At 63.7% G+C, this 26998-nt stretch carries 8 protein-coding genes; 3 read left to right on the top strand and 5 right to left on the bottom strand.

Going from position 1 to position 26998, the window contains the following annotated elements; translation table 11 throughout:
• Window positions 1-7: 7 nt before the first annotated feature.
• The 4 genes from BLS41_RS18125 to BLS41_RS18140 all read right to left on the bottom strand — a co-directional run bounded on the left by BLS41_RS18125 (window position 8) and on the right by BLS41_RS18140 (window position 19952).
• Window positions 8-17239, bottom strand: a complete 17232-nt coding sequence (locus BLS41_RS18125; RefSeq protein WP_074767245.1) for a non-ribosomal peptide synthetase — start codon at window positions 17237-17239, stop codon at window positions 8-10.
• Between the two features lie 156 nt (window positions 17240-17395).
• Window positions 17396-18853, bottom strand: coding sequence for a cupin domain-containing protein (locus BLS41_RS18130; RefSeq protein WP_074767248.1), 1458 nt, complete (start codon window positions 18851-18853; stop codon window positions 17396-17398).
• A gap of 75 nt (window positions 18854-18928) precedes the next feature.
• Window positions 18929-19693, bottom strand: coding sequence for a thioesterase II family protein (locus tag BLS41_RS18135; RefSeq protein ID WP_074767251.1), 765 nt, complete (start codon window positions 19691-19693; stop codon window positions 18929-18931).
• A gap of 10 nt (window positions 19694-19703) precedes the next feature.
• Window positions 19704-19952 carry an MbtH family protein gene (locus tag BLS41_RS18140; protein WP_074767254.1) on the bottom strand — a complete coding sequence of 83 codons (249 nt, stop codon included), beginning with the start codon at window positions 19950-19952 and terminating at the stop codon, window positions 19704-19706.
• A gap of 594 nt (window positions 19953-20546) precedes the next feature.
• On the opposite strand from BLS41_RS18140, the gene BLS41_RS18145 reads away from it, so the two are divergent.
• Window positions 20547-22280: an IlvD/Edd family dehydratase gene (locus BLS41_RS18145; protein WP_074767257.1), complete on the top strand. Its 1734-nt coding sequence runs from the start codon at window positions 20547-20549 to the stop codon at window positions 22278-22280.
• A 194-nt stretch (window positions 22281-22474) separates the two neighbouring features.
• Here BLS41_RS18145 and BLS41_RS18150 read toward each other — a convergent pair whose 3' ends face one another.
• Window positions 22475-23275, bottom strand: coding sequence for an AraC family transcriptional regulator (locus BLS41_RS18150; protein ID WP_253189703.1), 801 nt, complete (start codon window positions 23273-23275; stop codon window positions 22475-22477).
• Window positions 23276-23535: 260 nt separating this feature from the next.
• On the opposite strand from BLS41_RS18150, the gene BLS41_RS18155 reads away from it, so the two are divergent.
• Both BLS41_RS18155 and BLS41_RS18160 read left to right on the top strand, forming a co-directional pair.
• A complete protein-coding gene (locus tag BLS41_RS18155; protein WP_074767259.1) occupies window positions 23536-24954 on the top strand; it encodes an MFS transporter in 1419 nt (472 codons plus the stop codon).
• Between the two features lie 43 nt (window positions 24955-24997).
• A complete protein-coding gene (locus BLS41_RS18160) occupies window positions 24998-26998 on the top strand; it encodes a glycoside hydrolase family 127 protein (RefSeq protein WP_074767262.1) in 2001 nt (666 codons plus the stop codon).

Raw genomic sequence — 26998 nt, forward strand, 5'->3', positions numbered from 1 at the left:
CATGGCTTTATTCAAGGTCCGCCAGCAACTGGCTTAGGGTGGCGGCGTCGGCCTGCATCGCGTCGACGCGTGCGGTTTCGGCGTCGAGGTAATCGGCGAGCGTGCGGATCGTCGGATGCTGGAACAGCGCGGCGAGCGGCACGTTGCGCGGGACCATCTGGTTGATGCGCGCGGCCACGCGCACGCCGCTGATCGAATCGCCGCCCGCTTCGAAGAAATTAACGTCGACGCTGTGGACAGGGTGGCCGAGGACGGTTTGCCAGATGTCCAGCAACGCGGCTTCGCGTGGCGAGCGCGGGGCGACTGCCTGCGAGTTGTCGTCGTTTTCCCATGCCGGTTCGGGAAGCGCGCGGCGGTCGAGCTTGCCGCTGGGTGTCAGCGGTAATGCATCGAGCGTGACGATGGTCGACGGCAGCATGTGAGCGGGCAGCGTGCGCGACAGTTGCGCGCGCAGCGTAGCGCCTTGTGCCGTGCCGGTCACGTAGCCGATCAGACGCTGACGTGAACCTTCGCCCTTGATGGCGACGGCGGCGTTCTTCACGCCTTCGCACGCGCAAAGGGCGGCTTCGATCTCGCCCGGCTCGATGCGGAAGCCGCGCAGTTTGATCTGCTGGTCGAGTCGGCCGAGCGGTTGCGGACGGCCGTTTTCATCGAGCCTGCAAAGGTCGCCCGTGCGGTACAGACGCGCCCCCGGCGCGCCATCGGGATCGGGCACGAAGCGCTCAGCGGTCAAACCCGGCCGACGCAGATACCCACGCGCCAGATTGCTGCCGCCGATACACAGTTCACCGAGGCCGCCATCAGGCACAGCAAGGCCGTGCTGGTCGATCACGCGCAACACGGTTTCGGGAAGCGGATCGCCGTGCGTAATCGGCTGATCGGCAAACACCTGTGCGCCCGACGAATAGATCGTGGTTTCGGTCGGGCCATACAGGTTCCACAACGACACGCCCCGCGCGATCAGCGCGGCGGCGAGGTCGGGATGCAACGGCTCACCCCCACTCAACCCCAGCAACGGACGATGCACCGCAGACCGATCATCGCGCCAGCCCGCCTCGAGCAGCATGCGCCAGCCGCTGGGCGTGGCCTGGAACACGGTGGCCTGACTGGCTTCGAGCCGCGCGGCCAGTGCGAAACCGTCGCGCGCGGTCTGCGAGGAGACCATTTCAAGCGGCACGCCGCGCACTAGCGGCAGACAGAATTCGAGCAGCGAGATATCGAAGACAGGCGCGGATTCGCTGAGCCAGAGGTCGTCGTCGCGCAGGCCGGGGCTTAGCTCGATGCTGGCAACGAGGCGGTCGAGTGCGCCATGCGTAACGCCGACGCCTTTGGGCTTGCCCGTCGAGCCGGATGTGTAGATGACGTAGGCAAGCTGATCCGGGTGAATGGTGGCAAGCGCGGGCGGCGCGTGGAATTCCGTCCGACCGTTGCTCTCATACGTCCCTGCCGCCAGTCCGGCGTGCAACGCGCGAACATCGACCACATTGCGCGCAGCGAATGCATGTTCTGAAGAGTGTGTATCGGCAAGCACATGCAGCACTTCGGCATCGTCGAGCATGGCGGCGATACGGTCAGCCGGATAAGCGGGATCGACGGGCAGATAAGCGGCACCGGCCATCCACACGCCGAGCATCGCCGCGAGGAGCGAAGGTCCGCGCGCGATGCACACGGCGACGCAGCTATCGGGTTCAACGCCATCGCGCGCGAGACGTTCGGCGATTGCCGACGCCCACGTCATCAGTTCGCGATAAGTCAGCGAGATACCCTCGCCACGAACCGCAATCACATCCGGCCTCGAAGAGGCCATCTCCGCAACGCGCTGCACCACCGGCACAAACGCATGCCCGTCAAGCGGCACCGCATCACGCTTCGGCGCACTCAACGTCAAACTCCGCAACTCACGCGACTCACCGTCAGCGCATTGCACCAACTGCTCAAGCAACTCGACATACCCGCGCGACAGCAACTCGACCTCCGGGCGATCGAGCCGCAACCCGTCCCATTCCCATTCGAGCGTGAGCGTCGGTTGCGGCACCACCATCAACGTCAGTGGATAGTGCGTGCGGCCCACCGACTGCACCGCGCTGACCCGCAAGCCGCCGCTTCCGTCACGCTCACCGGAGACAGAAAGCGCATCCAGCGCGGCATCGAGCGGGTAGTTCTCGAACACGAACAGGCTGTCGAACAGCGCGTCGCCGCTGCGTCCCACCCAGCGTTGCAAGTGCGCAAGCGGCGTGTGTTCATGACGACGCATCTCCGCCGACTGCGCCTGCATCCGCCGCAGCCAGCCGCCCACATCTTCGGCGCCTGGCAGCGTCGCCCAGACCGGCAAGCTGTTGATGAACAGCCCGAGCATCTCGTCCGCACCATCGAGCGATTCGGGACGGCCGGACACGGTCGTGCCGAACGCCACCTGTTCGCGATTGCCGAGCCGCGCGAGCAGCAACGCCCACGCGCTCTGCATCAGCGTATTGAGCGTGACGCCGAAGCTGCCGGCAGCCGCATGCAGACGCGCGTCGAGCGCGGCGTCCAGCGCGAATTCCGTGCGATAAGCGCCATCGACAGCCACGCGCGGTGCGGCAACCGAGGTGGTCAGCAACGCCGGATCGTCACACGCCGCCGCCGCTGCGCACCACCACTCGCGTGCATCGGTTTGTGCCGCGAGCCATTCGATGTAGGCGCGATACGGCGTGGCGGAGTGGCGCGCCGTGCGGTCCGAATCGACAGCCCGATACGCGTCGCCCGTTTCCGCCAGCAGGCGCGCGGCGCTCCATCCATCGAGCAGCGCGTGATGGGTCGTCCAGACCAGGTCGTGCGCGCCATCGGGCCGCGCGAACAGATCGAGTCGCGTCAGCGGCGCGCGAGCCGGATCGAAGCCGCGCGCGAGGTCGTCGCGCATCCACGTGACAAACCGCGTTTCGTACGCGGCGAGCGTTTCATCGCGTGATTCGTGCACGCCGAAAGGCAACTCGACGTGTCGTTCGACGACCTGCCACGCTGCATCGTCGCGCCATTCGAAACGCGTACGCAAAATGTCGTGCCGTTCGACAGCGTGTTGCCACACCGCGCGCAAACGTTCGATATCGAGTGTGCCGGTCAACGTCAGTCTGCGCTGCGTAATGTACATGCCGCCATCGCCGCTCTGCTGCGCGATGCTGTGAAACAGCAGCCCCTGCTGCATCGGCGTTGCCGGATACGCATCGTAAACACGCTGCGGATCGAAACCGAGCGCGGCGAGCGCCTGCGCATCGAGCGGCTGCACGGCGGCGGTCGCAGATTCGTTGCCATTGCTTTGATTTGCAGCGCCGGTCTGCACGACGGCGCAAAGCGCCCGCACACTAGGCCGCGCAAACAGATCGCGCGACGAAAACACCAGCCCCGCGCGACGTGCCTGCGCGACGACCTGGAACGCGTTGATCGAATCGCCGCCGGCCGCGAAGAAGTTGTCGTCGATACCGAGCGCCGGTTGACGCAACACATCGCGCCATACGGCTAGCAGCGCATGTTGCAGCGGGGTTTCTGGCGCGACGCCGCTATCGGCGCACGCAAATTCCCGAGGCTCGGGCAGCGCGGCGCGGTCGATCTTGCCATTGCGCGTCAGCGGCAATACATCGAGTATTTCAATCGATGCGGGCACGAGCGCAGCGGGCAGGCGTGCGGCGAGCGCATCGCGCAATTGCGTTGCATCGAGATCTTGCCCTACGACATAACCGAGCAGACGCACCCGCTGATGCTTGTCCGCACGGCCAATCACCACCGCATCCCGCACGCCGGGCAGCGCGCGCAATTGCGTTGCCACTTCGGCGGGCTCGACGCGATAGCCGCGGATTTTTAACTGATCGTCGACGCGTCCGAGGAATTCGAGTTGACCGTCGTCGCGCCTCCGCGCCTGGTCGCCGGTGCGATAAACGCGCGCGCCCGCGACAAACGGATCGGGCGCGAAGCGATCGGCGGTGAGCATCGCTCGCCCCCGATAGCCGCGCGCCAGCGCGACGCCGCCGACGTGAAGCTCTCCGCGCGCGCCATCCAGCGCCGGATGACCGTCCGGGTCGAGCAGATAAACGCGCGCGTGATCGAGCGCATGGCCGAGCGGCAGACGCCCTGAGGCATCGCGCTCCGAGGTCATCACGCCGACCGTCGATTCGGTCGGTCCGTAGTGGCCGATGATTGCGCAACCGGCATGCAACTGGCCGACGCGTTCGAGCAGCGCAACAGCGCTTGTTTCGCCGCCGAGTAGCAACGCCTTGCGTGGAATCACCGAAGCGGGGTCTGCGGCGTTGAGCAAACCTTCGAGGTGGCTCGGCGCGATTTTCAGCAGATCGGCGGGATTCGCGCGGCACCAGTCGGCGTAGCGGTCGGCGTCGAACGCGCGTTGTTCGTCGATTAGCTGCAGGGTCCAGCCCGAATACAGCGCGGCCATCAGCGTCGAGTGGCCGAGATCGGCGGCCGGTGTCGACAGATAGACGGCGCTGCGGATGCCGCCGGGCAAACGCGCGAGCAACGCCTCGGTGTAAGCGGCGAGCGAGCGATGCGAGACGAGCACGCCTTTGGGCGTGCCGGTCGAACCGGACGTGTAGATCAGGTACGCGGCGAGGTCGGCGTGCGCGGTGGCCGACACGTCGTGTCCGGCGGATGCAGACGCGGTTTCCCACATGTCCGACGGCTCGACCAGTGCAATATCGTCGGGACGCCATGCGTGATCGGCTTTGTTATCTGCGATTACACACTGTGCCTGGGCATCGCGAATCTGCCAGTGCAGGCGTTCGGCGGGTGCCAACGGATCGAGCGGCAAATAGACACCGCCCGCGCGCCAGATCGCGAGCATTGCCACGATCAGGTCCGCGCGACGTGGCAGCACGACAGCCACCACGGTTTCGATCCGCACGCCCGACGCGACCAAACGAGCGGCCAATGAGCCGGATCGCTGCCACAGCGTCGCCCAATCGAGTGTGCCGCTTTCGTCGTGCAACGCAATTGCCGTTGGCTGGCTGCGTGCGTGTTGCGCAATGCGAGCTAGCATGCCGCCGTTCCATGCCGACGGCGCGAACCCGTCGTTGTCGAATGACATGGCAGGATGCGCTTCGCCGCGCACATGAAGCACACCCAGCGCGCGTTCTGGATCGACAATGAACTCGCCGAGCGTCTGCTGCAATTGCGCGAGCAGACGCTGCACGGTTGTGCTGTCGAAGCGAGCCGATTGCGCGGCGAGCGTCAGGATCAACTCGTCGCCCGGCACCGCGATCAGGCTCAACGGGAAGTGATTGCGGCCGTCATGCGAGTGTCCTTCGATACCGGTCGCAAGTCGCTCGATCGCGAGACCCTGCACCAATGGTGCACGCAACGCGGCATCGAGCGGATAGTTTTCGAACACGAAAATGCTGTCGAATAGCGGCTCGTTCGCGGCACCCGTGATCTCGCGTTGCAATTGCGCAAGCGGCGTCTGCGCGAGTTCCTGTAACGCGAGATTGCGCGTTTGCAGCGCATTGAGCCATGTGCGAACGCTTGCCGAAGGCGGCAACTGGACCGTCAAAGGCAGCGTGTTGATGAACAGGCCCACGGTCTCGCCGGCATTCGGCCAGCCGTCGCCGCGTCCCGATACGGTGACGCCGAACGATACGTCACGCCGGTTCGCGTGACGCGACAGCAGCCACGCCCACGCGCCCTGAAGCAGCGTGTTCAACGTGACGCCGCAAGCGCGGGCGAAGCGGTCGGCTTGCGCGGTCAGCGCGCGGGGCAGACGTACCGTGTGTTCAATCTGTTCGCTGGTTTGTGCGTGTTCTGGCAAGGCCGAAGTTGCATGTTCAGCAGCCGCCAGCGGCAACGGTGTACGCGACCAGTCGGTGAGTAAGTCGCGCCATTTCTGCGCCGTGTCGTCGTTGTTTGCGGCACCGCTTTTCTGTTCGAGCCAACGTACGTAGTGGGCAAATGCCGGTGCGGGGGGCGCCGTAACGTCGATCTCCGCCGTGGTCCCAGATAAAGCCCGGTCATACGCCTGCAACACGTCGCGCAACACCAGTCCAATACTCCACCCATCGAGTTGCGCATGATGAAAGCGCCACACGAACCAGCGGCAGCCCGCATGACGCTCGATCAGCAACAACTGCGCATGTGCGGCATCCGCGAAATCGAAACCTTGCGACTGCGCGTCGCGCCATTGCGACGCGAGCGCATCGCGAGCCTCGCCGTCAGTCAGATGACTCCAGTCGAGCGACCGTATTTCTATCTCGACGTGCTGGCGCACCAGTTGCAACGGCGTGTCGAGTCCGTCCCAACGGAAATCGGTGCGCAGCGCCGGATGTCGCGCGACCACCGCTCGCCATGCCGCAGCGAACGCATCCGGCGAGAATGGTCCCTTCAATTCGAACACGCGTTGCAGATAGTACGGATCGCGAGTCGAGCGCTGAGCCAGCGACAGCAGCCCTTGCTGAAGCGGCGTCGCGACGCACAGGTCTTGCAATCCGGCGCGTTCGGCGGCGCTCAGTTGCAGCGAGTCTGCCAATGTGACGTCGATTGCGATGTCGGCTGCTGCCGCTGTGCGCGAATTCGTTTCCGGTGCTGCAAGTTGCGCCACCCGCGCCAATTGCTCGACGGTCGGGTTCTGAAAAACCTGTCTCGGCGTGAGGTCGAAACCCGCTTCGAGCGCCGCACCCACCATCCTGAGACTAACGATCGAATCGCCACCCGCCGCAAAGAAATCGGTCGTGACGCCTAGCGTTGCCGAGGGCAGCAGCGTGCGCCAGATAGCGAGCAATTGCGCTTCGAGTTCATTACGCGGTGCGACGATCGCAGTCGCAGCGGTATCCACGGCGGGCGCGGGCAGGTTGCGTCGATCGATCTTGCCGCTCGGCGTCAGCGGCAACGCATCCAGCACCACCCACGCGGACGGAATCAGCGCGGCCGGCAAACGCTCGGCCAATGCGCTGCGCCATGGCGTGTGACCATCGTCCAGTGCAGTGTCGCTGACCAGATAGGCGACGAGTCTCGCCGCGCCATCGTCGTGTCGCAGAACCACGGCCGCATCGCGCACGCCGTCCAATGCACGCAACGCCGTTTCAATTTCCGCCGGTTCGATCCGGTGACCGCGCAGCTTCAGTTGCTGATCGAGACGGCCGAGATAGTCGAGGCCACCGTCGGCTCGTTTGCGGCTCAGGTCGCCCGTGCGGTACAGCCGCGAACCCGGTGCGCCGAACGGATCGGGCACGAAGCTCGCCGCGGTCAGCGACGCGCGTCCGTGATAGCCGCGCGCCAGATTGTCCCCGCCGATGCACAACTCGCCGACCGCTCCCGCCGCTGTCGGCAGGCCGTCCTGATCGAGTACGCGCAACGTGGTGTCATGCAACGCAACGCCGAGCGTGACGGGTTGATCGGCGGCGACGGTGGCCATGCTCGACCAGATCGTCGTCTCGGTCGGGCCGTACATATTGGACAGCGTCACACCGCGTTCGAGCAGCGCCGAGGCCAGATCGGCCGGCAATGCTTCGCCGCCGCACAACGCCTGCAACGGACCGCTCAACGCGACGCCCGCGCGCGTTTCGCTGTCGAGCAGCATGCGCCAACCGGCGGGCGTTGCCTGCATGACGGTGGCGCCGCTCTGTCCGATGAGCCGCAGCAGACGCGCGCCGTCGAGTACCGTTTCGCGCGATGCCAGTTCGACTCGCGCGCCGCGCGTGAGCGGCAGGTGCAACTCCAGTCCGGCGATGTCGAACGACAACGTCGTCACGCTGAGCCACACGTCCGTATCGCTGAAATCGATGCGCGCGGCGACGCTCGCGAGCAGGCGGTCGAGGCTCGCGTGTGTGACGCATACGCCCTTCGGCTCGCCGGTCGAGCCGGACGTGTAGATCACGTAAGCGGCCTGTTGCGGGTCGATCGGCTGACTCCAGCCGTGCGCCGCTTCGCCGTGCACATCGTTCACGCGCACCAGCGTGCGGCCCGCGAAGCAGGCTGCAAGCCGGGCGGCGCTGGCGTCGTCGGTGACGATCAGATCGACACCGGCGTCGTCGAGAATGCGTTGCAGCCGTTGCGGCGGATGATGCGGGTCGAGCGGCACATACGCCGCGCCGGTTTTGGCGATGCCGTACAGCCCCGCGACCATCTCGACGGAACGCTCGACGCACAGGCCGATGCGTTGTTCCGCGCGCGCGCCGAGCGCCTTGAGGCGGCGTCCGATCCGGTTCGACCATGCATCGAGCGCGGCGTAGCTGAGCGTCTTGCCTTCGCAGCCGAGCGCATGCGCCGCCGGTTTGCGCGCGGCCTGCGCAGCGAGGCGCGCGCCGATCGGCACGAAGCGATGACCGGCGACGCGCCGCAAGACTTCGTGCGACGCCTCGGCAGCCGCAGCGTCGCGATTGGGCATCAGGTTGCCGACTGCCTGGTCATCGGCGTCGGCGGCGGACAACGCGGCGAGCACGTCGCGCCAGGCGGCGGCGAGTTGCAGCAGCAGCGGCTGCGCGACGCGCGCGCCGTCCGCGAGCCAGACGACACGGCCTTGCGCATCGTTCGACACCAGCAGGGTCAGCGGATAGTGCGTGCGCTCGACCGACTCGACGTGGCTCACGCCGACGCGGCCGAAACGGCCGCGCAACGCGGCATCGACGGGATAGTTTTCGAACACGAGCAGGCTGTCGAACAGCGCGTCGCCGCTCTTGCCGGTCCACTGTTGCAGATCGGCCAGCGACGTGTGTTCGGCCTGATGGCGCTCGCCCTGCGCGGCGTGTACCGACGACAGCCACGCCGACACGCGTTGCGCGGCCGGCACTTCGATCCACGCGGGCAGGCTGTTGATGAAGAGGCCGACCATCCGTTGCGCGCCGTCGAGTTGCGCAGGGCGACCCGCGACGGTCGTGCCGAACGCGACGTGACGGCGATTGCCGCGCCGCGCCAATACGAGCGCCCACGCCGCCTGCACGAGCGTATTCACCGTCACGCGATGACGTTGCGCGGCGTCGCGCAGCCGGTTCACGAGCGGTTCGCCGAGATGCTGGGTGTGGGTCAGCGCGGCGCCATGTTCCTGCGCGGCGCGCGCCTCGTGTTGCAACAAGGTCGCCGGTTCCGGGTGGCGCTCCAGTTGCGTGAGCCACCAGTCGCGCGGCGGCGTTTGCGCCGACAGCCACTCGACATAGCGGCGATACTGAATCGCCTCCGGTTGCGGCGGCGTTTCTCCGGCGACTCGCGCGACGTAATCGTCGGCGATTTCACCGAGCAGTTGCGCGCTGCTCCAGCCGTCCAGCAACGCGTGATGGAGGGTGCGGACCAGATCGTGCTGCCCGTCGGCCCGCGTGAACAGCGCAAAGCGCAACAGCGGTGCGCGCGCGGGGTCGAAGCCCTGGCGACGGTCGGCATCGCACCAGGCCTGCAGGTCACGCTCGTAATCAGCGGGCTCGAGCGCGGACCAGTCGTATTCGACGAACGGCAACTCGACGCGCCGTTGCACGAGTTGCAACGGATCGGCTGCCGGCGGCACGACGAACGACGTGCGCAGGATGTCGTGACGCGCGACGGCGTTGCGCCATGCCGCGGCCAGCGCAGCATGGTCTAGCGGACCCTCCAGCGTGAGCCGAAGCTGGTTGACGTAAAGGCCGTGGCCGCCGTCCATCAATGCATGGAACAGCAGGCCTTTTTGCAACGGCGTTGCTGGGTACAAATCCTGAACATTGGCGCGCTCCAGGTTCAGCGCATCGAGCGCAGGCTGGTCGAGTTGCGCGAGCGGAAAATCGCTGGCGTCGAGCGGCATATCGCCTGAAATACATCGGTCGATGAGCGCGGCGAGTTGCGTTTCGAAACCGCTTGCAAGCGACTCCGCGACACCGGACGAGATGTGCGCCGGGTCGTAGCGCAACGTGGCCGTTAACCGGCCGTTGGAAATCCACGCGTTGATGTCGAGCGCGTAATCGAGCGGCGTGTGAGCGGCGACGGCCGCGCCCAGATTGTCGTCGAGCGCGAACGAAAGACGTCCGGCGAGCGAACCGGTTTGCGGCAGGCTCTGATCGAATCGGCCGAGATAGTTGAAGCTGATTTGCGGGGCCGGCAGCGAGTTCGCGAACCGCTCGCGCACGCGATGCCAGTGAGCGCCGCGCAACGGGATGGCGCGCAACGTGCGGGTGGCCGCGACCAGTGGATCGCCGCCGCGCAGATCGAACCATGCCGGATAGCGGGTAGTGAACCAGCCGACTGTCCGGCTCGTGTCGAGCGCGGCCTGTGCGCCATTGGCGGTGCCGTTGAGGTCGCGTTCCGCGTCGCGCCCGTGGCCTTCGAGCGACAGCAATGCGCCGCGAGCTCCGCTCCATCGGTTCAGCGATGAAGTGAGCGCGGCGAGCAACAGTGTTTCGGTGGTGGCGCGTGCGGCGGCGGGCGCGTCGCGCAGCAGCTTGCCGGTCAGGTCGGCTGAGAGCTTCAACGTCTGAGTCTGGCTGGTGCCGACGGTCGGCCTTTCTTCGCGCGCCGATGCTTTTGCCGTGCTCGAACCTTGCACGATCTGGGCGGCTTCAAGGTCGGCGTGCGCGGCGTTTTCGTGCGAGTACGATCCGGCGAGCAACGCGTGCCACGCATCGAATTCTGCTTCGAGCGATGTCTCATCCGCTGCGTCCTGCTGATGTTGCACCCATGCGCTCCACGGCAAGCCGCCGGGCAACTCAACCGCCTGCTGTTGCGCAAGTTGCTCATACGCAAGCTGGAACGATTCGAGCAGAACGCGCCACGACATGCCATCGACCGCGAGGTGATGGATGGTCAGCAGCAACCGCCCTTCGTTTTGCAAGCGGACATAAGTCGCGTTCAGCAGCTTGCCCGTTTCGATATCAAGGCTCTGCTGCAACGACGTGCCGATCGCCAACAGACGCTCGGGCCACTGCGGCGAATCGGCTGTTCCGTCGAAGTCGACGACCTCGAGAAACGTGGTCGCGGAGGGCATCGACTCACGCGGCTGCACCTGTTGCCACCAGCCGCCAGGCGAGCGGACGAACTTCAGACGCAACGCGTCGTGCGCGGCAACGACCGCATGCAGCGCCTGCTTGAGCAAAGCGGGATCGAATTCGCCTTGCACACGCAACGCGACGGTCTGGTTCCAATGCGATTCGCCCTCGGGAAAGCGCTCGAAGAACCATGTCTGAATCGGCGTGAGCGGCAACGGTTCGTGCCGTTCGGATGGCATTGCCTGATCGGCGTCGCCAGCCGTAATCGTGAACGGTAACTGCGCAAGCCGCGAAATCACCGGCTGCGCGTAAAACTGCTTCAGCGTGAAATGCATGCCGCGCTGTGCGGCTCGTGACACCACTTGCAGACTTAGAATCGAATCGCCGCCCACAGCAAAAAAGTTATCGTCGACGCCGATTGCCTGCGTCCCCAAAACCGCGCGCCAGATGTCGAGCAGGTCCGCTTCGTGACGATTACGCGGTTCGCGCACAGACGCTTCAGCGTGTTTCGCCGATTCCACCGGCTCCGGCAATGCGGCGCGGTCGATCTTGCCGTTCAGCATCAGCGGCAACGTGTCGAGTTGCATCAGCACGGCGGGCACCATATGGGAGGGCAGACGCGCTTCGAGCGTGTCGCGCAGCGCCCGCAGATCGAGCGACGCCGCACCGGCCACATAGCCGACCAGACGCAGATGCCCGTCCTTGCTGCGCGCTTCGACGGCGGCGTCGCGCACGCCGTCGCATTGCCGCAGCATCGCTTCGATCTCGCCCGGTTCGATCCGGAAGCCGCGCAGTTTGATCTGCCGGTCTATCCGTCCCAGAAAGTCGAAGCCGCCGTCAGCGCGGCGGCGGCACAGATCGCCACTGCGATAGCAGCGCGCGCCGGGCGAGCCGTCCGGGTCGGGGACGAATCGCTCGGCGGTCAGCGCCGCCTGTCCGACATAGCCGCGCGCCAGCGTATCTCCGCCAATGCACAGTTCGCCGATGCCGCCCACGGGCACCGCGTTGCCGTCGACGTCCACCACTTGCGCGGTCCGCGAAGGGAACGGCGTGCCGATCTGCACGATGGGCTGTTGCGCATCGTCGGCGCTGGTCCGGCGATGCAGGCAGGCGACTGTGGTTTCGGTCGGGCCATACAGATTGTCGACGTGGATCGCGCGTAACGGGCCGCTGTTCCAGCGGGCGAGCGCGTCGCCGGGCAGCGCCTCGCCGCCGACCGTGATCTGGCGCAGCGCGGCGAGGCTTGCGCGCGCGGGCGGCGATTGCAGCCATTGCTGCCAGTAGGCGGTCGGCATCCGCGCGAAGGTGACGCGCGAATTGATCAGCCGCTGGCTGAGTGTCGCGAGGTCCCACGCCTGCGGGCCGCGCATGACGACGCGGCCGCCCATCAGCAACGCGGGCAGCATTTCGTGCAACGCCACGTCGAAATTGATCGTGGACGACTGCAACTGGCAATCGTGTTCGGTGATCGCGTAGTTGTCGATGAAGTCGGCGAGATGCAACGCGAGCGCGCGGTGGCTGACCGCCACACCCTTCGGAAGACCGGTCGAGCCAGACGTGTAGATCGTGTACGCGAGTTGGTCGGGATGCGGCGTTGTGACGTGGCGTTGCGTGCTTTGTGGGCTTTGTGTGATGGTGGCCGTCGCTTGATGGATGTCGAGCTGGATGTCGAGCGACGTGCGCGCGTCGAACACGTCGGCAAGCGTTTCGAGGTTGACCGTGTCGCTGACCACGACACGCACACACGCATCGTCGAGCATGTAGCGCAGACGTTCGGCCGGATAGACCGGATCGAGCGGCACGAACGCGGCACCCGCCTTCCAGATGCCAAGCAGCGCGGCGATCATGCCCGGCGAGCGTTCGACGCATAGTCCGACGCATTCGTCGCCGCGTACGCCCGCGTCCAATAAACGCTGCGCGATGCGGTCGGACCAGCGGTCAAGCTCGCCGTAGCTCAGTTGTTGCGCGTCGCATTCGAGTGCGATCCGGTCGGGATGGATGTTCGCCGTGCGCGTGAACTGTGCGGTGAGAGAAGTTTGCGCTGCCTGTTGCGTCGCGCGCTTCGGCTGCATCTGCAACACGGCCGCCGCGCTGGTCGAAGGCTGCAACACAAAATCCCGCACATTCGACGACGCGTCTTCAGCCGCCTGCGCAACGATGGCGAGATATGCATCGGCGAATTGCTCGACGGTGTCGCCATCGAATAACTCGACCGGGTACTCGAACGCGAGTTGAACGCCGTCGTCATCGCGAGAGAGATTCAGCGCGAGATCGAACGGCGTCGCTTCGGCGCCATGTTCGACGCGCTGCAGTTGCAGCGTGCTGGAGCGCAGTACCTGCTTCCAGTCCACCTGATCGAAGTTGAATGCAACCTGAAACAGGGGCGTGCGCCCGTTGTCGCGCTGCGGCTGCAACGCCGCAACCACGCGATGAAATGGCACGTCCTGATGGGCCTGCGCGTCGAGCAGCGCGTCGCGCGTAGTGCGCAACAGCGACGCGAACGGCAGCGCGCCCGCGAGCGCGACCCGCACCACGACCGTGTTGACGAAGTAGCCGATCGCGCGTTCCGCCGACGCATCGCGCCGGTTGTTCAACGGCACGCCGATGCGGATATCGGTTTGTCCGCCGTAGCGGTAAAGGAGGGCGGCGAACGCGGCCATCAGCGTCATCGGCAGCGTGAGGCCGTGGCTGCGCGCCAGCGTGCCGATGCGCGCGACGAGGTCGGCGGGCAGGCGTCGCGTGACGCGTGCGCCAGCGCTGTCGCGCGGCGCATCGCGCCTTGCGCCCGACAGCATGATGTCCGTGTGCTGGCTGCCGAGTTGTGCGCGCCAGTATGTGAGTTGTTCGTCGATCCGTGCGGCACTCAGCGCGCGGCGTTCGTGTTCGACGGACGTGAAATAAGCGCAGGGTTGTGCATCGCCGGACACGACGCGGTTTTCATAGCGCTGGAACAGCGATTCGATGATGAGCGCGAACGACCACGCATCCGCGACGATGTGATGCATCGTCAGTTGCAAAACGTGTTCGTCCGCTGCTACGCGCACCAGTGTTGCGCGTAGCAGCGCGCCGTGGTGGAGATCGAACGGCGCGTGCGCAATCGCGATCAGTTGGTCCTGCAGATGCGCTTCACGGCTCGCGGCATCGAACGATGAAACGTCGGTGACGTGCCAGTCGAAGCGCGGTGCGTCAATGGCCTGCTGATAGGGCACGCCGTCGCGTTCGTCGAAACGCACGCGCAGCGCGTCATGGCTTGCGCAGACCTCGGCGAGTGCCTGGTGAAGCCGCGCGACATCGAGCGGGCCGCGGGCCCGCAACGCCCCCGACACGTGATACGCGGTGCTGGCGGGGTCGAGCTTCCACTCGAAATACAACGCTTCCTGCGCGGGCGAGAGCGGGTGAGGCGTGCCGTCTCGTTGCGCCGATGCGAGTGTGGATGAAGTTGCAGCAGGCTCGGCAACGAGCGGCGCAATCACAGCCCTTCCGGCGTGCTGCATGGCGGTCACCCATTCAGCTTGCAACGCTACGGTGCGCGCTTCGAATACGATGCGCGGCGGCATGGTCACGCTGAACGTTTCGCCGACTCTCGCCGCCAGTCGCGCGGCTTTTAGCGAGTCGCCGCCCAGGTCGAAAAAGTCGTCGTCGATGCCTAACGGTGCGTGGTCGAAAACGGCCTCCCATTGTTCGACCAGCGCCTGTTCGACCGCCGATTGCGGCGCGCGATACGGCGCTCTTGCCAATGCGTTGCCGCTGGTATCCGAGGCCCGCCGATAAACCGCGACAGTCGGCAGCGCACCGTCGCGCCACGCGGTTGCGCACGCGCTGCGGCGCAATTTGCCGCTCGACGTACGCGGCAGATCGCCGGGAGCGAGCAGCACAATCACGCTGACCGGTTCGCCATGCGCTTGCGCGACCGCGCGGTTGATCTGCGCGAACAGCTCGGCCGGATCGGCTTTCGCCACCGCGCGCGACACCTCCGCGGCAATCCCGATTCCTTCGACGCCTTGCTCGTTCGCGGCGAACGCGATGATCCGGCCTTTGCGAACCTTGTCGACCTTCTGCGTCAGCGTCGCCTCGATATCCTGCGGATAGTAGTTTTGTCCGCGAACGATGATCAGGTCCTTCACGCGCCCGGTGACGAATAATTCGCCATCGACGACGCAACCCAGATCGCCAGTGCGCAGCCAGTGTTGTGCGCCTGCGTTGTCTGTATCGCTCGTGACGAAGGTCTCGGCGCTGGCTTCCTCGTTGCGCCAGTAGCCGTTGGCAACGCTCGGCCCGTTGACCCAGATCTCACCGATCTGTTCATCGGCCAGTTGAGCCTGCGTAGCAGGGTCTACGATCAGCACGCTGTGCGCGTCCGGCACGCGGCCGCAACTGACCAGCGCCACACCGTCACCGGATGCCTTCAGCGCGCCCTCGCTGAGCGCTTGCGGCGCGACATGGCGCACCTTCATGCCGTGGCCGGGCTCCGCGCCGCTGACCAGCAGCGTCGCTTCCGCGAGACCGTAGCAGGGGAACAGCGCGTTCGCATTGAAGTCGTGCATGCCGAACTGGGCCGCGAATTGCATCAGCGTTTCCGCGCGAATCGGCTCCGCGCCGCAGAACGCGACGCGCCAGCTATCGAGCTTGATGCCGTCGAGTTGCCCGCTGCGCACGCGATCCGCACACAGTTGGTACGCGAAATTCGGGCCGCCGCTGACGGTGCCGCGATAGTTGGCAATCGCTTTCAGCCAGCGAGCGGGCGCTTCGAGAAAGTGCTGCGGCGACAGCAGCACGAGCGGGAACCCACCGAACAATGGCGCCAGCAGGCCGCCGATCAGGCCCATGTCGTGGAACAGCGGCAGCCAGCTCACCATCGTGTCGGCGGACGTGAAGGCCATCGCCGAGCTGATCGCGCGTTCGTTCGCGACGAGGTTCGCGTGACTGACCATCACGCCCTTCGCGGTGCTGGTCGAGCCGGACGTGTATTGCAGGAACGCGATGGTCGAGCCGTCGATTGAAACGGGCGCATTCAGGGCGATGGCCAGTGCGTCGTCGGTCGTCGTTGCGTCGACCGGTAACGTGATCGGCACGGCCGTTTCGTGGACGCCCTCGCTGTGCTCGGTAGCGAGCGCATTCACGGCGCCAGCGTGGGCGAGATCGGTCAGCAGCAAACGTGGCTGCGCGTCGCCGAGAATCGCCAGCAGGCGCTCGAATTGTTGCGGCTGGGTCGGCTCCGGCGGATACACCGGCACGGCGGCGATGCCCGCATGCAGACAGCCGAGGAACGCGACCGCATAGTCGAGGCCCGACGGCAGCAACAGCATCGCGCGATCGCCGGGCGATGCCTGCGTGAGCAGTGTGGCGGCGAGTTGCCGCGCGCGTGCGTCGAGTTCGCGATAGGTGAGCGTGCGTTCGTCGCGTTCGCCATCGGCGAGGAAGCGAATCGCGATCTGGTCGGGTTGATGCGCGAGATGAACGGCAAGCGCATCGAGCAGCGTGACCGGTGTTCTGGGAACTGATGCGGCTTGCGCTGCTTCCACCGCTTCCTTCATCGCGCCCGGATTGCGCCGCAGGAACGGACACGCGCCGAAATTCGGTGTCTCGTCGTCGGGCAGGAAGTACTGCTTCCACTCGCGGTTTTCCGCGTCGCCGAAATAACCGAGGTCCGCGTGCGGCGGCACTTCATCCCAGATGTTCAGCCGGCGCCGCACTTCGGAGCGCGCCTGCGTGCTGATCGCGCGGTTCGTCACCTTGTCGACGAACACGGCGCGCGGCTGGAACAGCAGCACCATGCCGGGCCCGAGGTTGCGGCTGTGACGCGTACCGAACGACGGGCACGCGCACACCACGAACGTTTCCAGTCCCGCGAAAGAAAACTCCCAGTCCGGGTGCGAAGGATCGAGTTGCTGTCCCACCTTCGGATCGGGATCGCGGTCGTGCAGATACTGCAGCGTTTGCCAGAACGCATCGTGATACGCGGCGTGCGCCAACGGCTCCTCGTCCGGCTCGAAGAAAATCGCGATGTTGTTCTTCTCGTATTGCGGCAACTGCGCGAGTTCCGCGAAGCTGGCCATCGTGTCCGGCAGCGAAGAAATGTCCTTGCCGTCGATCCACGAATAGAACATCTCGCCGCGCTTCTCCGCCTGGGTGCCGAAGAAACATGGATAGCCCGGGTCCATCACGTCGGCGCGCAGGCGCTCGTACGATGCGGGCAGCCAGTCGGGCAACGGGCGATTGAACGTGTTCGCGCCGACCTGGCGGCCGAGAATGATGCGGGATTGCCAGTCGGATACGTCGATCGCGTCGCCGTCCAGATTCGGGCTAACAGATTCCTTTTCAGGCTGCATCAGATGCTCCAGATGTGCGTGTGCTAACGCCGGCTCGTCGTGTGCGAGCCGGACGGTTGATCCGGTAGGGCAGAAGCCCGAGGACCGCGCCTCGGGCAAGGGAGTGAATGGGTGCGTCGCGACGCGGCGGCACCCGTGACGCGCGGGCGGCGCGCGTCAGGTCGTGACGGCGCTCGCCCGAGAGGCGTCGGCAGCGGCCGTGGCCGGCGGCGCGGTGAGTTCCGCGATCCAGTCATCGGGGATGATCGGCTGGTGATACGTGCACGAATCGGATTCGACGGTGGAGCCGTGCAGGCGGCCGTCCGGGATCAGCACCATGTCGCCGGGATGCATCTGCAGCTTCATGCCGAGGTTGCCCCAGAACAGCATGTCGCCGCTTTCGATCACGACCAGCCGGTGCTCGTTATGCACGTGCGTGGTCGAGCAGAGTTCATGCGGCTCGATAAACGTATCGCGGTCGATATCCGGGAAATCGATTTCGATCTTGTCGTAGATGCGCCGCGCGTACTCGCAGTACGTTTCGATCGACGACAGCCAGTCCAGTTGTTCGCCGAGATCCCAGCGTGCGCGCTGCGCCAGCAATTGCGCCGCCGCCACGCCTTGCGCGAATTGATGCAGCGCGGCTTCGCCGTGTTGGGTGGCGAGGGTGTCGATGGTGCGGTCGAAACGCGCTTGCAGATTCGCGCGCAAGTCGTTCATGTTCGCACCGGCGGCCGCGCCCGGTGCGATGTGCGCGCAGGCCTTGAGCAGCGCACCGCCGAACGCGAGATGCTCCGCCTCGGCGACGAACGCCGCGCCCGCGAGGGCGAACGCACGATCGGGCCGCGAGCCGAGCGCGTAGAGCAGATTGCAGCGCGCGAGCGTGGTCGGCAGATAGAACTGCCAGTACGAATGCGTTTGACGCGTGACGCCGCACATCGCCGCGATGCGCGCGAAGGTGGCGTCGTCCGGCAGCCTGCTCGACAGGCTCGGGCGAAGCTCTGGATCGAGCCAGTCGAAATAGCAGGAACCGGCGGCGCGCGCGAGTGCAGTGCGGCGCGACGGCAGCGTCGCCCAACGCTGAATCACGATGAAGCGCAAACCTTCTTCGAGAAAATCGCGCTCCAGCAATCTGTCGAAACGCAGGTTCCAGAATTGCATTTCGTCGTCGATCGTCGTGCTCAGGCGCGTGCTGAGCGTTTCGCGCGATTCGCCGGGCTGCGCCTCGTCGCCGAGATAATCGAATGCGTAGGCTTCGAGGTAAGGGCGAATCTGCGCGCCGATGATCCGCTGTTTATCGACATAAAACGCGCTGAACCGCTGTTGCTGGTCGGCCGCGAGACCTGGCGCGCGGCAGATGTCGAGTTCGTTGATCGTCAGCAGTGTGCGGTTGGTCGCGAGCGACGGCAGGCGGCTCACGTTGTCAGCGCGCACCGGCTTCTGATATTGCAGAAAAGTGAAATCTTCGGGCCGCAGCGGGCGGCGATAGAAATCGTCGTCCAGCACCAGTTCGTCGACGGATGCGCTGCGAAACGGCTCGCACGCGGCGAATTCGCGCAGCAGCGAGCGGAAGGTTTCGCGCTGCGGTAACTGCGCGGCGAAATCGAACAACGGAGGTAAGGCGGTCGGGTTCATGGGAAGCGACTCCAGTGAATAGGGCAGGTTATGCAGTAATGGATGCCCGGCGCGGTGCGCGCGAGCCCGGCCGCATCAGCCGATGGGTTGTATCTCGGCGGGTGTCTGCTGCGACAACGTTTGGCGCAATGAAGCAGCAAGACTGTCGATCACTTCGCCGCGATGGCTGTCGATAAAGAAATGGCCGCCGTCGAAAGTCGAGCGTGAGAAGCGGCCGCGACTTTCGCTTCGCCACGCATCGAGCGTGGCAGGGTCTTGCGTGACGTCGTCGCGACTGCCGCCGAACGCATGCAGCGCGCAATCGAGCGGACGCCGCGTGCCGGCGCGCGGCGCACGCCACGTGCCATACAGATGAAAGTCGTTGCGCACGATCGGCACGATCAGTTCGACGAATTCGCGGTTTGCCAGCAATTCCGGCGCGGTCTGGCCGAACGCCGTCAACTCGTCGAGCACGTCCTGTTCGGGACATGTCAGCCAATCCATTTCAGCCTCGTGATGCGACGGCGCAGGGCAGCCGGACACGCCTAGCCAGCGTGGTTCGATACCGAGTCGTTCACGCAACGCATGCGTCAGTTCGAGCGCCAGCAACGCGCCGAGGCTATGCCCGAACAGCGCGAACGGACGGCCAGAGTGCTGACGCAGTGCAACTTCTGCGTCGTCGGCGAGACGGTCGATTAGCGGTGCCCACTCCGGCAGCAATGCCTGATCGTGACGCACGCCACGCCCCGGCAGATGCAACGGCGCGATGTGCAGCCAGTCCGGCGATGCCTGCGGCCAGTTTCGATAGACGGCCGCCGCCCCGCCTGCATACGGCAGGCAAAACAATGTGATCGGCTGCATGGAACGGGTGTTATTGCGCGGTGATGTCGGCAGGGGAAACGGCGGTGCGTGGCGCCTGGGCGTCCATCGCCTGACGCAGGCTGAGCGGACGCATGTCCACCCACACTTCGTCGATATGCGCGAGGCATTCGGCTTTGCTGCCCTGCTTGCCGACGGTGTGCCAGCCCGCGGGCAGACTCTTGTAGGTCGGCCAGATCGAGTACTGCTCTTCGTGATTCATCACCACGTCATACACGGTATTTTCGTCGCCCCAGCTCATAGTTTCCTCGTTAGTGATCCAAACTATCTATGTGCAAAACATAGAAATTCAGGACGGTTGAGTTGTACACACGGAATGAGTTGCGAGTCGCGCAACGAGTCGCGCAATATTACGGACTGCTTTCGATGCGTTGGGTGTTGGCTTGCGTTGCTACGCTGGCTGGAAGATTGATACGCAGAATAGGGCAAGCGTCGGTAAGCGTCAAGGAATGAGAATGATTCTTATCTACATTTATGTTTTTTTCTGTAACTGATGAATTGTTAGGCAATGGGTTGGGAATGGCTCTTGCGAGCCCGCCGGGACGGCCTTGCAGGTGCGCAAGCCCCGCCCGGCCTGAAACGGAGCTAAATACCAGAATTGGTATCGATATCGCCAAAAATCTGATTGGAAAGATATCAACCCGCTCCGTACACTTCAGCATTCCCAGAAAATAAGAGACAGCCCCGTGATTCGCGTTTCAGAGCCTTGTACAGCCTGCCGCCGCACGGAACGCGCTGTCGCTATCCGCTTACTCGTCGTACCGCCGGTCGCGCCGCGCCGGTTCGGTCAAACTGGCCGGTGTTTTGACCCGGCGCGTGCATCAAGGAAATAGGCATGTCGGAAAAAAAGCGGAAATTGCGATCGACGGAATGGTTCGGTACCGCCGACAAGAACGGCTTCATGTATCGAAGCTGGATGAAGAACCAGGGCATTCCCGATCACGAATTCGATGGCCGCCCGGTCATCGGGATCTGCAATACCTGGTCGGAACTCACGCCGTGTAACGCGCACTTTCGCAAGCTCGCCGAGCACGTGAAGCGCGGCATTTATGAAGCAGGCGGATTCCCCGTCGAGTTTCCGGTGTTCTCCAACGGCGAATCGAATCTGCGTCCTACCGCGATGCTCACGCGCAATCTCGCGGCGATGGACGTGGAAGAAGCGATTCGCGGCAATCCGATCGACGCGGTCGTGCTGCTGACCGGCTGCGACAAGACCACCCCTGCATTGCTGATGGGCGCGGCGAGTTGCGATGTGCCCGCGATTGTCGTCACCGGCGGCCCGATGCTGAACGGCAAGCTCGACGGCAAGAACATCGGCTCCGGTACAGCGGTGTGGCAACTGCACGAATCGCTGAAGGCGGGCGAGATCAATCTGCATCAGTTCCTGTCGGCGGAAGCGGGCATGTCGCGCTCGGCGGGCACCTGCAACACGATGGGCACCGCGTCGACGATGGCGTGCATGGCCGAAGCGCTCGGCACGTCGCTGCCGCATAACGCGGCGATTCCCGCGGTCGATTCGCGCCGCTACGTGCTCGCGCATATGTCGGGCATTCGCATCGTCGAGATGGCGCATGAAGGGCTCACGCTGTCGAAGATCCTGACGCGCGAAGCATTCATGAACGCGATCCGCACGAATGCCGCGATTGGCGGCTCGACCAATGCGGTGATTCATCTGAAGGCGATTGCCGGGCGAATGGGCGTCGACCTCGAACTGGAAGACTGGGTGCGCATCGGCCGCGACACGCCGACTATCGTCGACCTGATGCCGTCGGGCCGCTTCCTGATGGAAGAGTTCTATTACGCGGGCGGTTTGCCGGCGGTTCTGCGCCGTCTCGGCGAAGCGGATTTGCTGCCGTTCCCGGGCGCGCTGACCGTCAACGGCAAGTCGTTGTGGGAGAACGTGAAGGAAGCGCCGAACACGAACGACGAAGTGATTCGTCAACTCGACAATCCGCTCGTCGCCGATGGCGGCATTCGCGTGCTGCGCGGCAATCTCGCGCCGCGTGGGGCGGTGCTGAAGCCGTCGGCGGCCACGCCTGAATTGCTGAAGCATCGCGGGCGCGCGGTGGTGTTCGAGAACCTCGAGCACTACAAGGCAAAGATCGTCGACGAAGAACTCGATGTCGATGCGAACTCCGTGCTCGTGTTGAAGAACTGCGGACCGAAGGGTTATCCCGGCATGGCCGAAGTCGGCAACATGGGTTTGCCGCCGAAGCTGCTGCGTGAGGGCGTGAAGGACATGGTGCGCATTTCCGACGCGCGCATGAGCGGCACCGCATACGGCACGGTCGTGTTGCACGTCACGCCGGAAGCGGCTGCGGGCGGTCCGCTCGCAGCGGTGCAGGACGGCGACTGGATCGAACTCGATTGCGACGCGGGCACGCTGCATCTGGATATCAGCGACGCAGAACTCGAACGGCGGATGGTGAATCACGTGCCGCCGCAACCGCCTGAGGGTGGTGGCTATCAACGCCTTTATGTGGACCACGTTTTGCAGGCCGACGAAGGTTGCGACCTCGACTTTCTGGTGGGTTGTCGTGGTGCTGCTGTGCCGCGCCATTCGCACTGACGCAACGATGTTTCGCAGCATCGCAGCACAGCGTTGATTCACGCTGCCAACCCGAGTCAGTCGTGGAACCGTCGCCCGACAGTGACATGGCTGACTCGACCGGGCTCTTTACTTCACGCGAACAACGCAGGCCGGTTAGCGGCCGGCATTGCATTCGTCTTGAGTTCAGCGCTGGGCGAACCAGACACGCGCCGCTAACTATGGTTGATATGCGTGCGCGTATGGAGCGCACGCCATGCGCCCGGCGTCATTCCTTGCAAGCGTTTGAAGATTCGCCGGAAATAAGCGGTATCGGCGAATCCCGACAAACGCGCAATTTCATCGACACCCGTACCTGACTCGGCGAGTAAAGCGGCGGCGTGTCGTGTGCGGCGCTCATGCAGCGCCTCCGTCATTGTCTTGTTGAACACGCTGCGAAACACGCGCCCTAAATAATCGGGATTGCACCGCAGTTCCGCAGCAATACTCGACGCGGTGATGGACGACGAGAACTTCGTCTGAATGACGATCTGCGCGCCTGCAGCAAGCGAGGAGGTGGTGCGGGCTTCGTCTCCCGCAGCGACGCCCGAGCGGGCGGCCTCACAGAGAATCAGCATCACAATCGGCCCCAATGTCGCGGACTTTGCGCCGAACAGTTCCTGATCGTTGAGCAATTGACGGAACAGTGAGGTCATCTGATCCGGCCGCGCGATATTCACATGCTGACGTATCTGCAATGTATCGCCATTCGCAGAAAACAGCTGCGTATTCAGCGTGAAATGTACCCAGTAGAATTTCAGATTTCGCGGCGACGGCATGATGCCGCCATGACGTCGATGCGGCCAGAGAATCAGCGCTTCTCCTGGTTGCACTTCGAACTGCTCGTCTTCTTCATGCAAACGCAATACACCCTGCTTGACGAAGATCAGTTCGAACGATTCCAGCGTGCGTGCCGGGTGAATCCAGTTCTCGCTTTTCGCGACGAACAGGCCGCCATTCTGGGCTCTGATAGCCAAACCTGTTTCCACTTCCAGTTTGATTTGCACGCCCGCTCCCCCAATGCGAAATGATTGTTGCCGCATGAATACGACCTGCATGCGGCTTCCGATAATAGTCGGAATTGTCTCCCTGTGTATTGTTTTGTCGCTTGTCGCCGATAGCGGCGCCGGTAGCATGAACACATAAATTTCCGGCCGGAAAACCTGTCCGTCAACCCGTCTTGCAGTCGTCGGGTTCGACAGGATTTACCGGTCATACAACAGGTACGGAGACGACAATGGCGGATACCACGGCGTTAGGCGGTACGGATAGAAGCATCGACCGGACAGGCTGGTCCGGTACGACACTCTCGGCGATAGAAAAGACCGGTTACGGTCTCGGCGATGCAGGCGGCACGATCATCACCGCGTTGATCGGCAACTTCCTGACGTTCTTCTATACGGACATCTTCGGGCTTGCGCCAGGCATCGTCGGAACGATTTTTATCGTATTGCGCGTATTCGACGCAGTGGCCGATCCATTCATGGGCGCACTCGCCGATCGTACTCATAGTCGATGGGGACGTTTCCGACCATGGCAACTGTGGGGCGCGATTCCAATCGGCGTCGTCACGGTGCTGACTTTCACAACACCAGCTCTCTCATACGAATACAAGGTGGTGTACGCGTTCGTCACTTACCTTCTGCTTTCAGCGTGCTATACGGCAGTGAACGTGCCGTACTGCGCGCTGATCAACACGATGACGACGGACCACAAAGAAGTGATGTCGTCGCAGACCTATCGCTTCGCACTGTGCGGCGTGACCGGCTTTCTGGTATCGACCGGCGTACCGTATCTGGTCAAGCGTCTTGGCGGCGCGGATCAGGCACTCGGCTACCGGCTCGCCGTCATGGTCGCGGCAGGCGTGGCGGTCGCGATGTTGCTGTGCTGTTTCGCGACGGTGCGTGAGCGCGTGCCGCTGCGCGGCACTGGCGGTCTCACCATTCGCGACCAGTTGCAAAGCATGAAACGCAACGACCAGTTGATCGTCATGCTGGCGATGTCGTTTCTGCTGATTACGATCTTCAACACGAAGGGCGGCGGGTACATGTACTTCATTACGTATGTGCTGCATGGCGATGCCGCCTATACGTCGCTGTTCTTCGGCGTCGCGACGTTTTCCGCGATTCTCGGTACGTTGATCGTCAACCGGCTGAGCAAGTACTACGACACGCCGCGCATTTATGTGCTGACCAATGTGTTCCTCGGTTTGCTGTCGATTGCGCTGTACTGGGTGCCGGGAACTTATCAGACGTTGTGGCTCGGTTTGATCCTGATCTATTGCACGGTACTCGGCTTCACGTTGCCATTGCACTTCGCGATGATGGCCTACGCCGACGACTACGGTGACTGGAAAACGGGCGTGCGTTCGTCGGGAATGAACTTCGCGTTCAACCTGCTGTTCATCAAACTTGCGTGGGCGGCCAGCGCGGGCATTATCAGCGCGGTGCTTGTAGTTGTGGCTTACAAGGCCGGTATTGCAAATCAGACGCCCGCATCGATTGGCGGCATTACGGTTATTGCGACGGTCATTCCGGGCATTCTTCATCTCGTGCTCGCCGCGGTTGCGCTTCGTTACCGGATCGACAAACCGTTGCTGGAAAAAATTCACGCCGACCTGAAACAGCGCCGCGTTGCTGTCGACGGCGTTCGCTAAGCGAGTACATTCTCGTCCAACTCTATTCAGCTTTCGACAGACCATGGATCAAAAAGCTCATACCATTCAGCCCATTTCGCTTCACGACATCACGATCGACGACTCTTTCTGGAACGGCTATCGCCGCCTCGTGCGCGAAGTCGTGGTTCCATACCAATGGGATGCATTGAACGATCGCATTGAAAATGCGGAGCCGAGTGGCGCGGTTCATAACTACAAGGTAGCCGCAGGCGAAGTAGACGGGTCCTTTCACGGCATGGTGTTTCAGGACAGCGACGTGACGAAGTGGCTTGAAGCGGTCGCCTATCTGCTCGTCTCCGGTCGCGACGCAGACCTTGAGCGTACTGCGGACGAATTGATCGATATCGTCGCGCGGGCGCAGCAGGAAGATGGCTACCTCAACACGTATTTCACATTGAAGGCGCCCGGTCAGCGCTGGACGAATCTTGCCGAGTGCCACGAGTTGTATTGCGCCGGGCATCTGATCGAAGCGGCCGTCGCTTATTTTCAGGCGACTGGAAAGCGCAGGCTCCTCGACGTGGCTATCCGCTTTGTCGACCATATCGACACGGTTCTCGGACCGGAGGAGGGCAAGCTAAAGGGCTACCCGGGCCATCCCGAGATTGAACTCGCGCTGATGCGTCTCTATGAAATAACGAACGACCCGAAGCATATAGAACTGGCGCGCTATTTCGTCGAACAGCGCGGCGTGAGTCCGCACTATTACGACGAAGAATACGAGAAGCGCGGGCGCACATCGCACTGGGACGTGCATGGTCGCGCCTGGATTACGTGGCATAAGGCATACAGTCAGGCACATCGTCCGATTGCAGATCAGGATGTCGCGGTCGGGCACGCAGTGCGTCTCGTCTATTTATATGCGGGGGTGGCGCATCTCGCGAGACTGAGTGGCGATGTAGGCAAACTCGACGCGTGCCGCCGTATCTGGCGAAATATGGTCGAGCGCCAGATGTACGTGACAGGGGCTGTCGGCGCGCAGGTGTGGGGCGAGTCGTTCACGAGCGACTACGATCTGCCGAACGATACGGCCTACACCGAGACGTGCGCATCAGTCGGCATGGTGTTTTTCGCGCAAAAAATGCTGGAGGCGGATCACGACGCGCGCTATGCGGACGTGCTCGAACGTGCGCTATATAACACCGTACTGTCCGGTATGGCGCTCGACGGCAGATCGTTTTTCTACGTCAATCCGCTTGAAGTACATCCCACGAGCATTTGTCACGATCATAAGTACGAACATGTGAAACCGGTGCGGCAGAGATGGTTCGGCTGTGCATGTTGTCCGCCGAATGTCGCGCGATTGCTTTCGTCGCTCGGACAATACGTTTATCTCGTCGATGGCGATTCCATTTATGTGAACCTGTATGTGGGCGGCGACGCGAAGCTGAGAGCCGCCGCCACGGAAGTGCGCTTGCGTCAGACGGGTGCGTATCCATGGGACGGCGAAGTACGACTCACGCTTGAAGACGCCGGTGGATTTACAGGCGCGATTGCACTTCGTTTGCCGGATTGGTGCGCGAATCCTGAAGTGCGGGTCAACGGAAATACGGTGGGCCTCGCTGCCGTGACCGTGGATGGCTATGCACGTATCGAGCGCGACTGGGCTACCGGCGACGTGATCGAACTCACGCTGCCCATGCAGGTTCGACGCGTGAGCGGTCACCCCAGATTGCGGCATTCGGCGGGGAAGATCGCGCTGCAACGCGGGCCGATTGTCTACTGTGTCGAGCAGGCAGATAACAATGGCGATCTGCATCTGATACAGGTGCCTGCCGATGCGCAATTCGAAGTGCTCGACGGCGCGGCGGTCGATGAACGGTTCGCGGGGCGACGCGTTATCGAAGTCGATGGCTATCGTGCCGACGCAGAAGCATCCGCCGGCCCATCGCTCTATCGCTATGACGAGCCAGTCGCCGCAAGCAGCAAACAGCGGCTGACTTTTATTCCGTACTTCTGCTGGGGAAATCGGGGAGAAGGCGAAATGCGGGTTTGGGTCGATGCCGATAGAAAAAAGATTGTGTAA

It is taken from the genome of Paraburkholderia fungorum (assembly GCF_900099835.1).
Classification (GTDB): domain Bacteria; phylum Pseudomonadota; class Gammaproteobacteria; order Burkholderiales; family Burkholderiaceae; genus Paraburkholderia; species Paraburkholderia fungorum_A.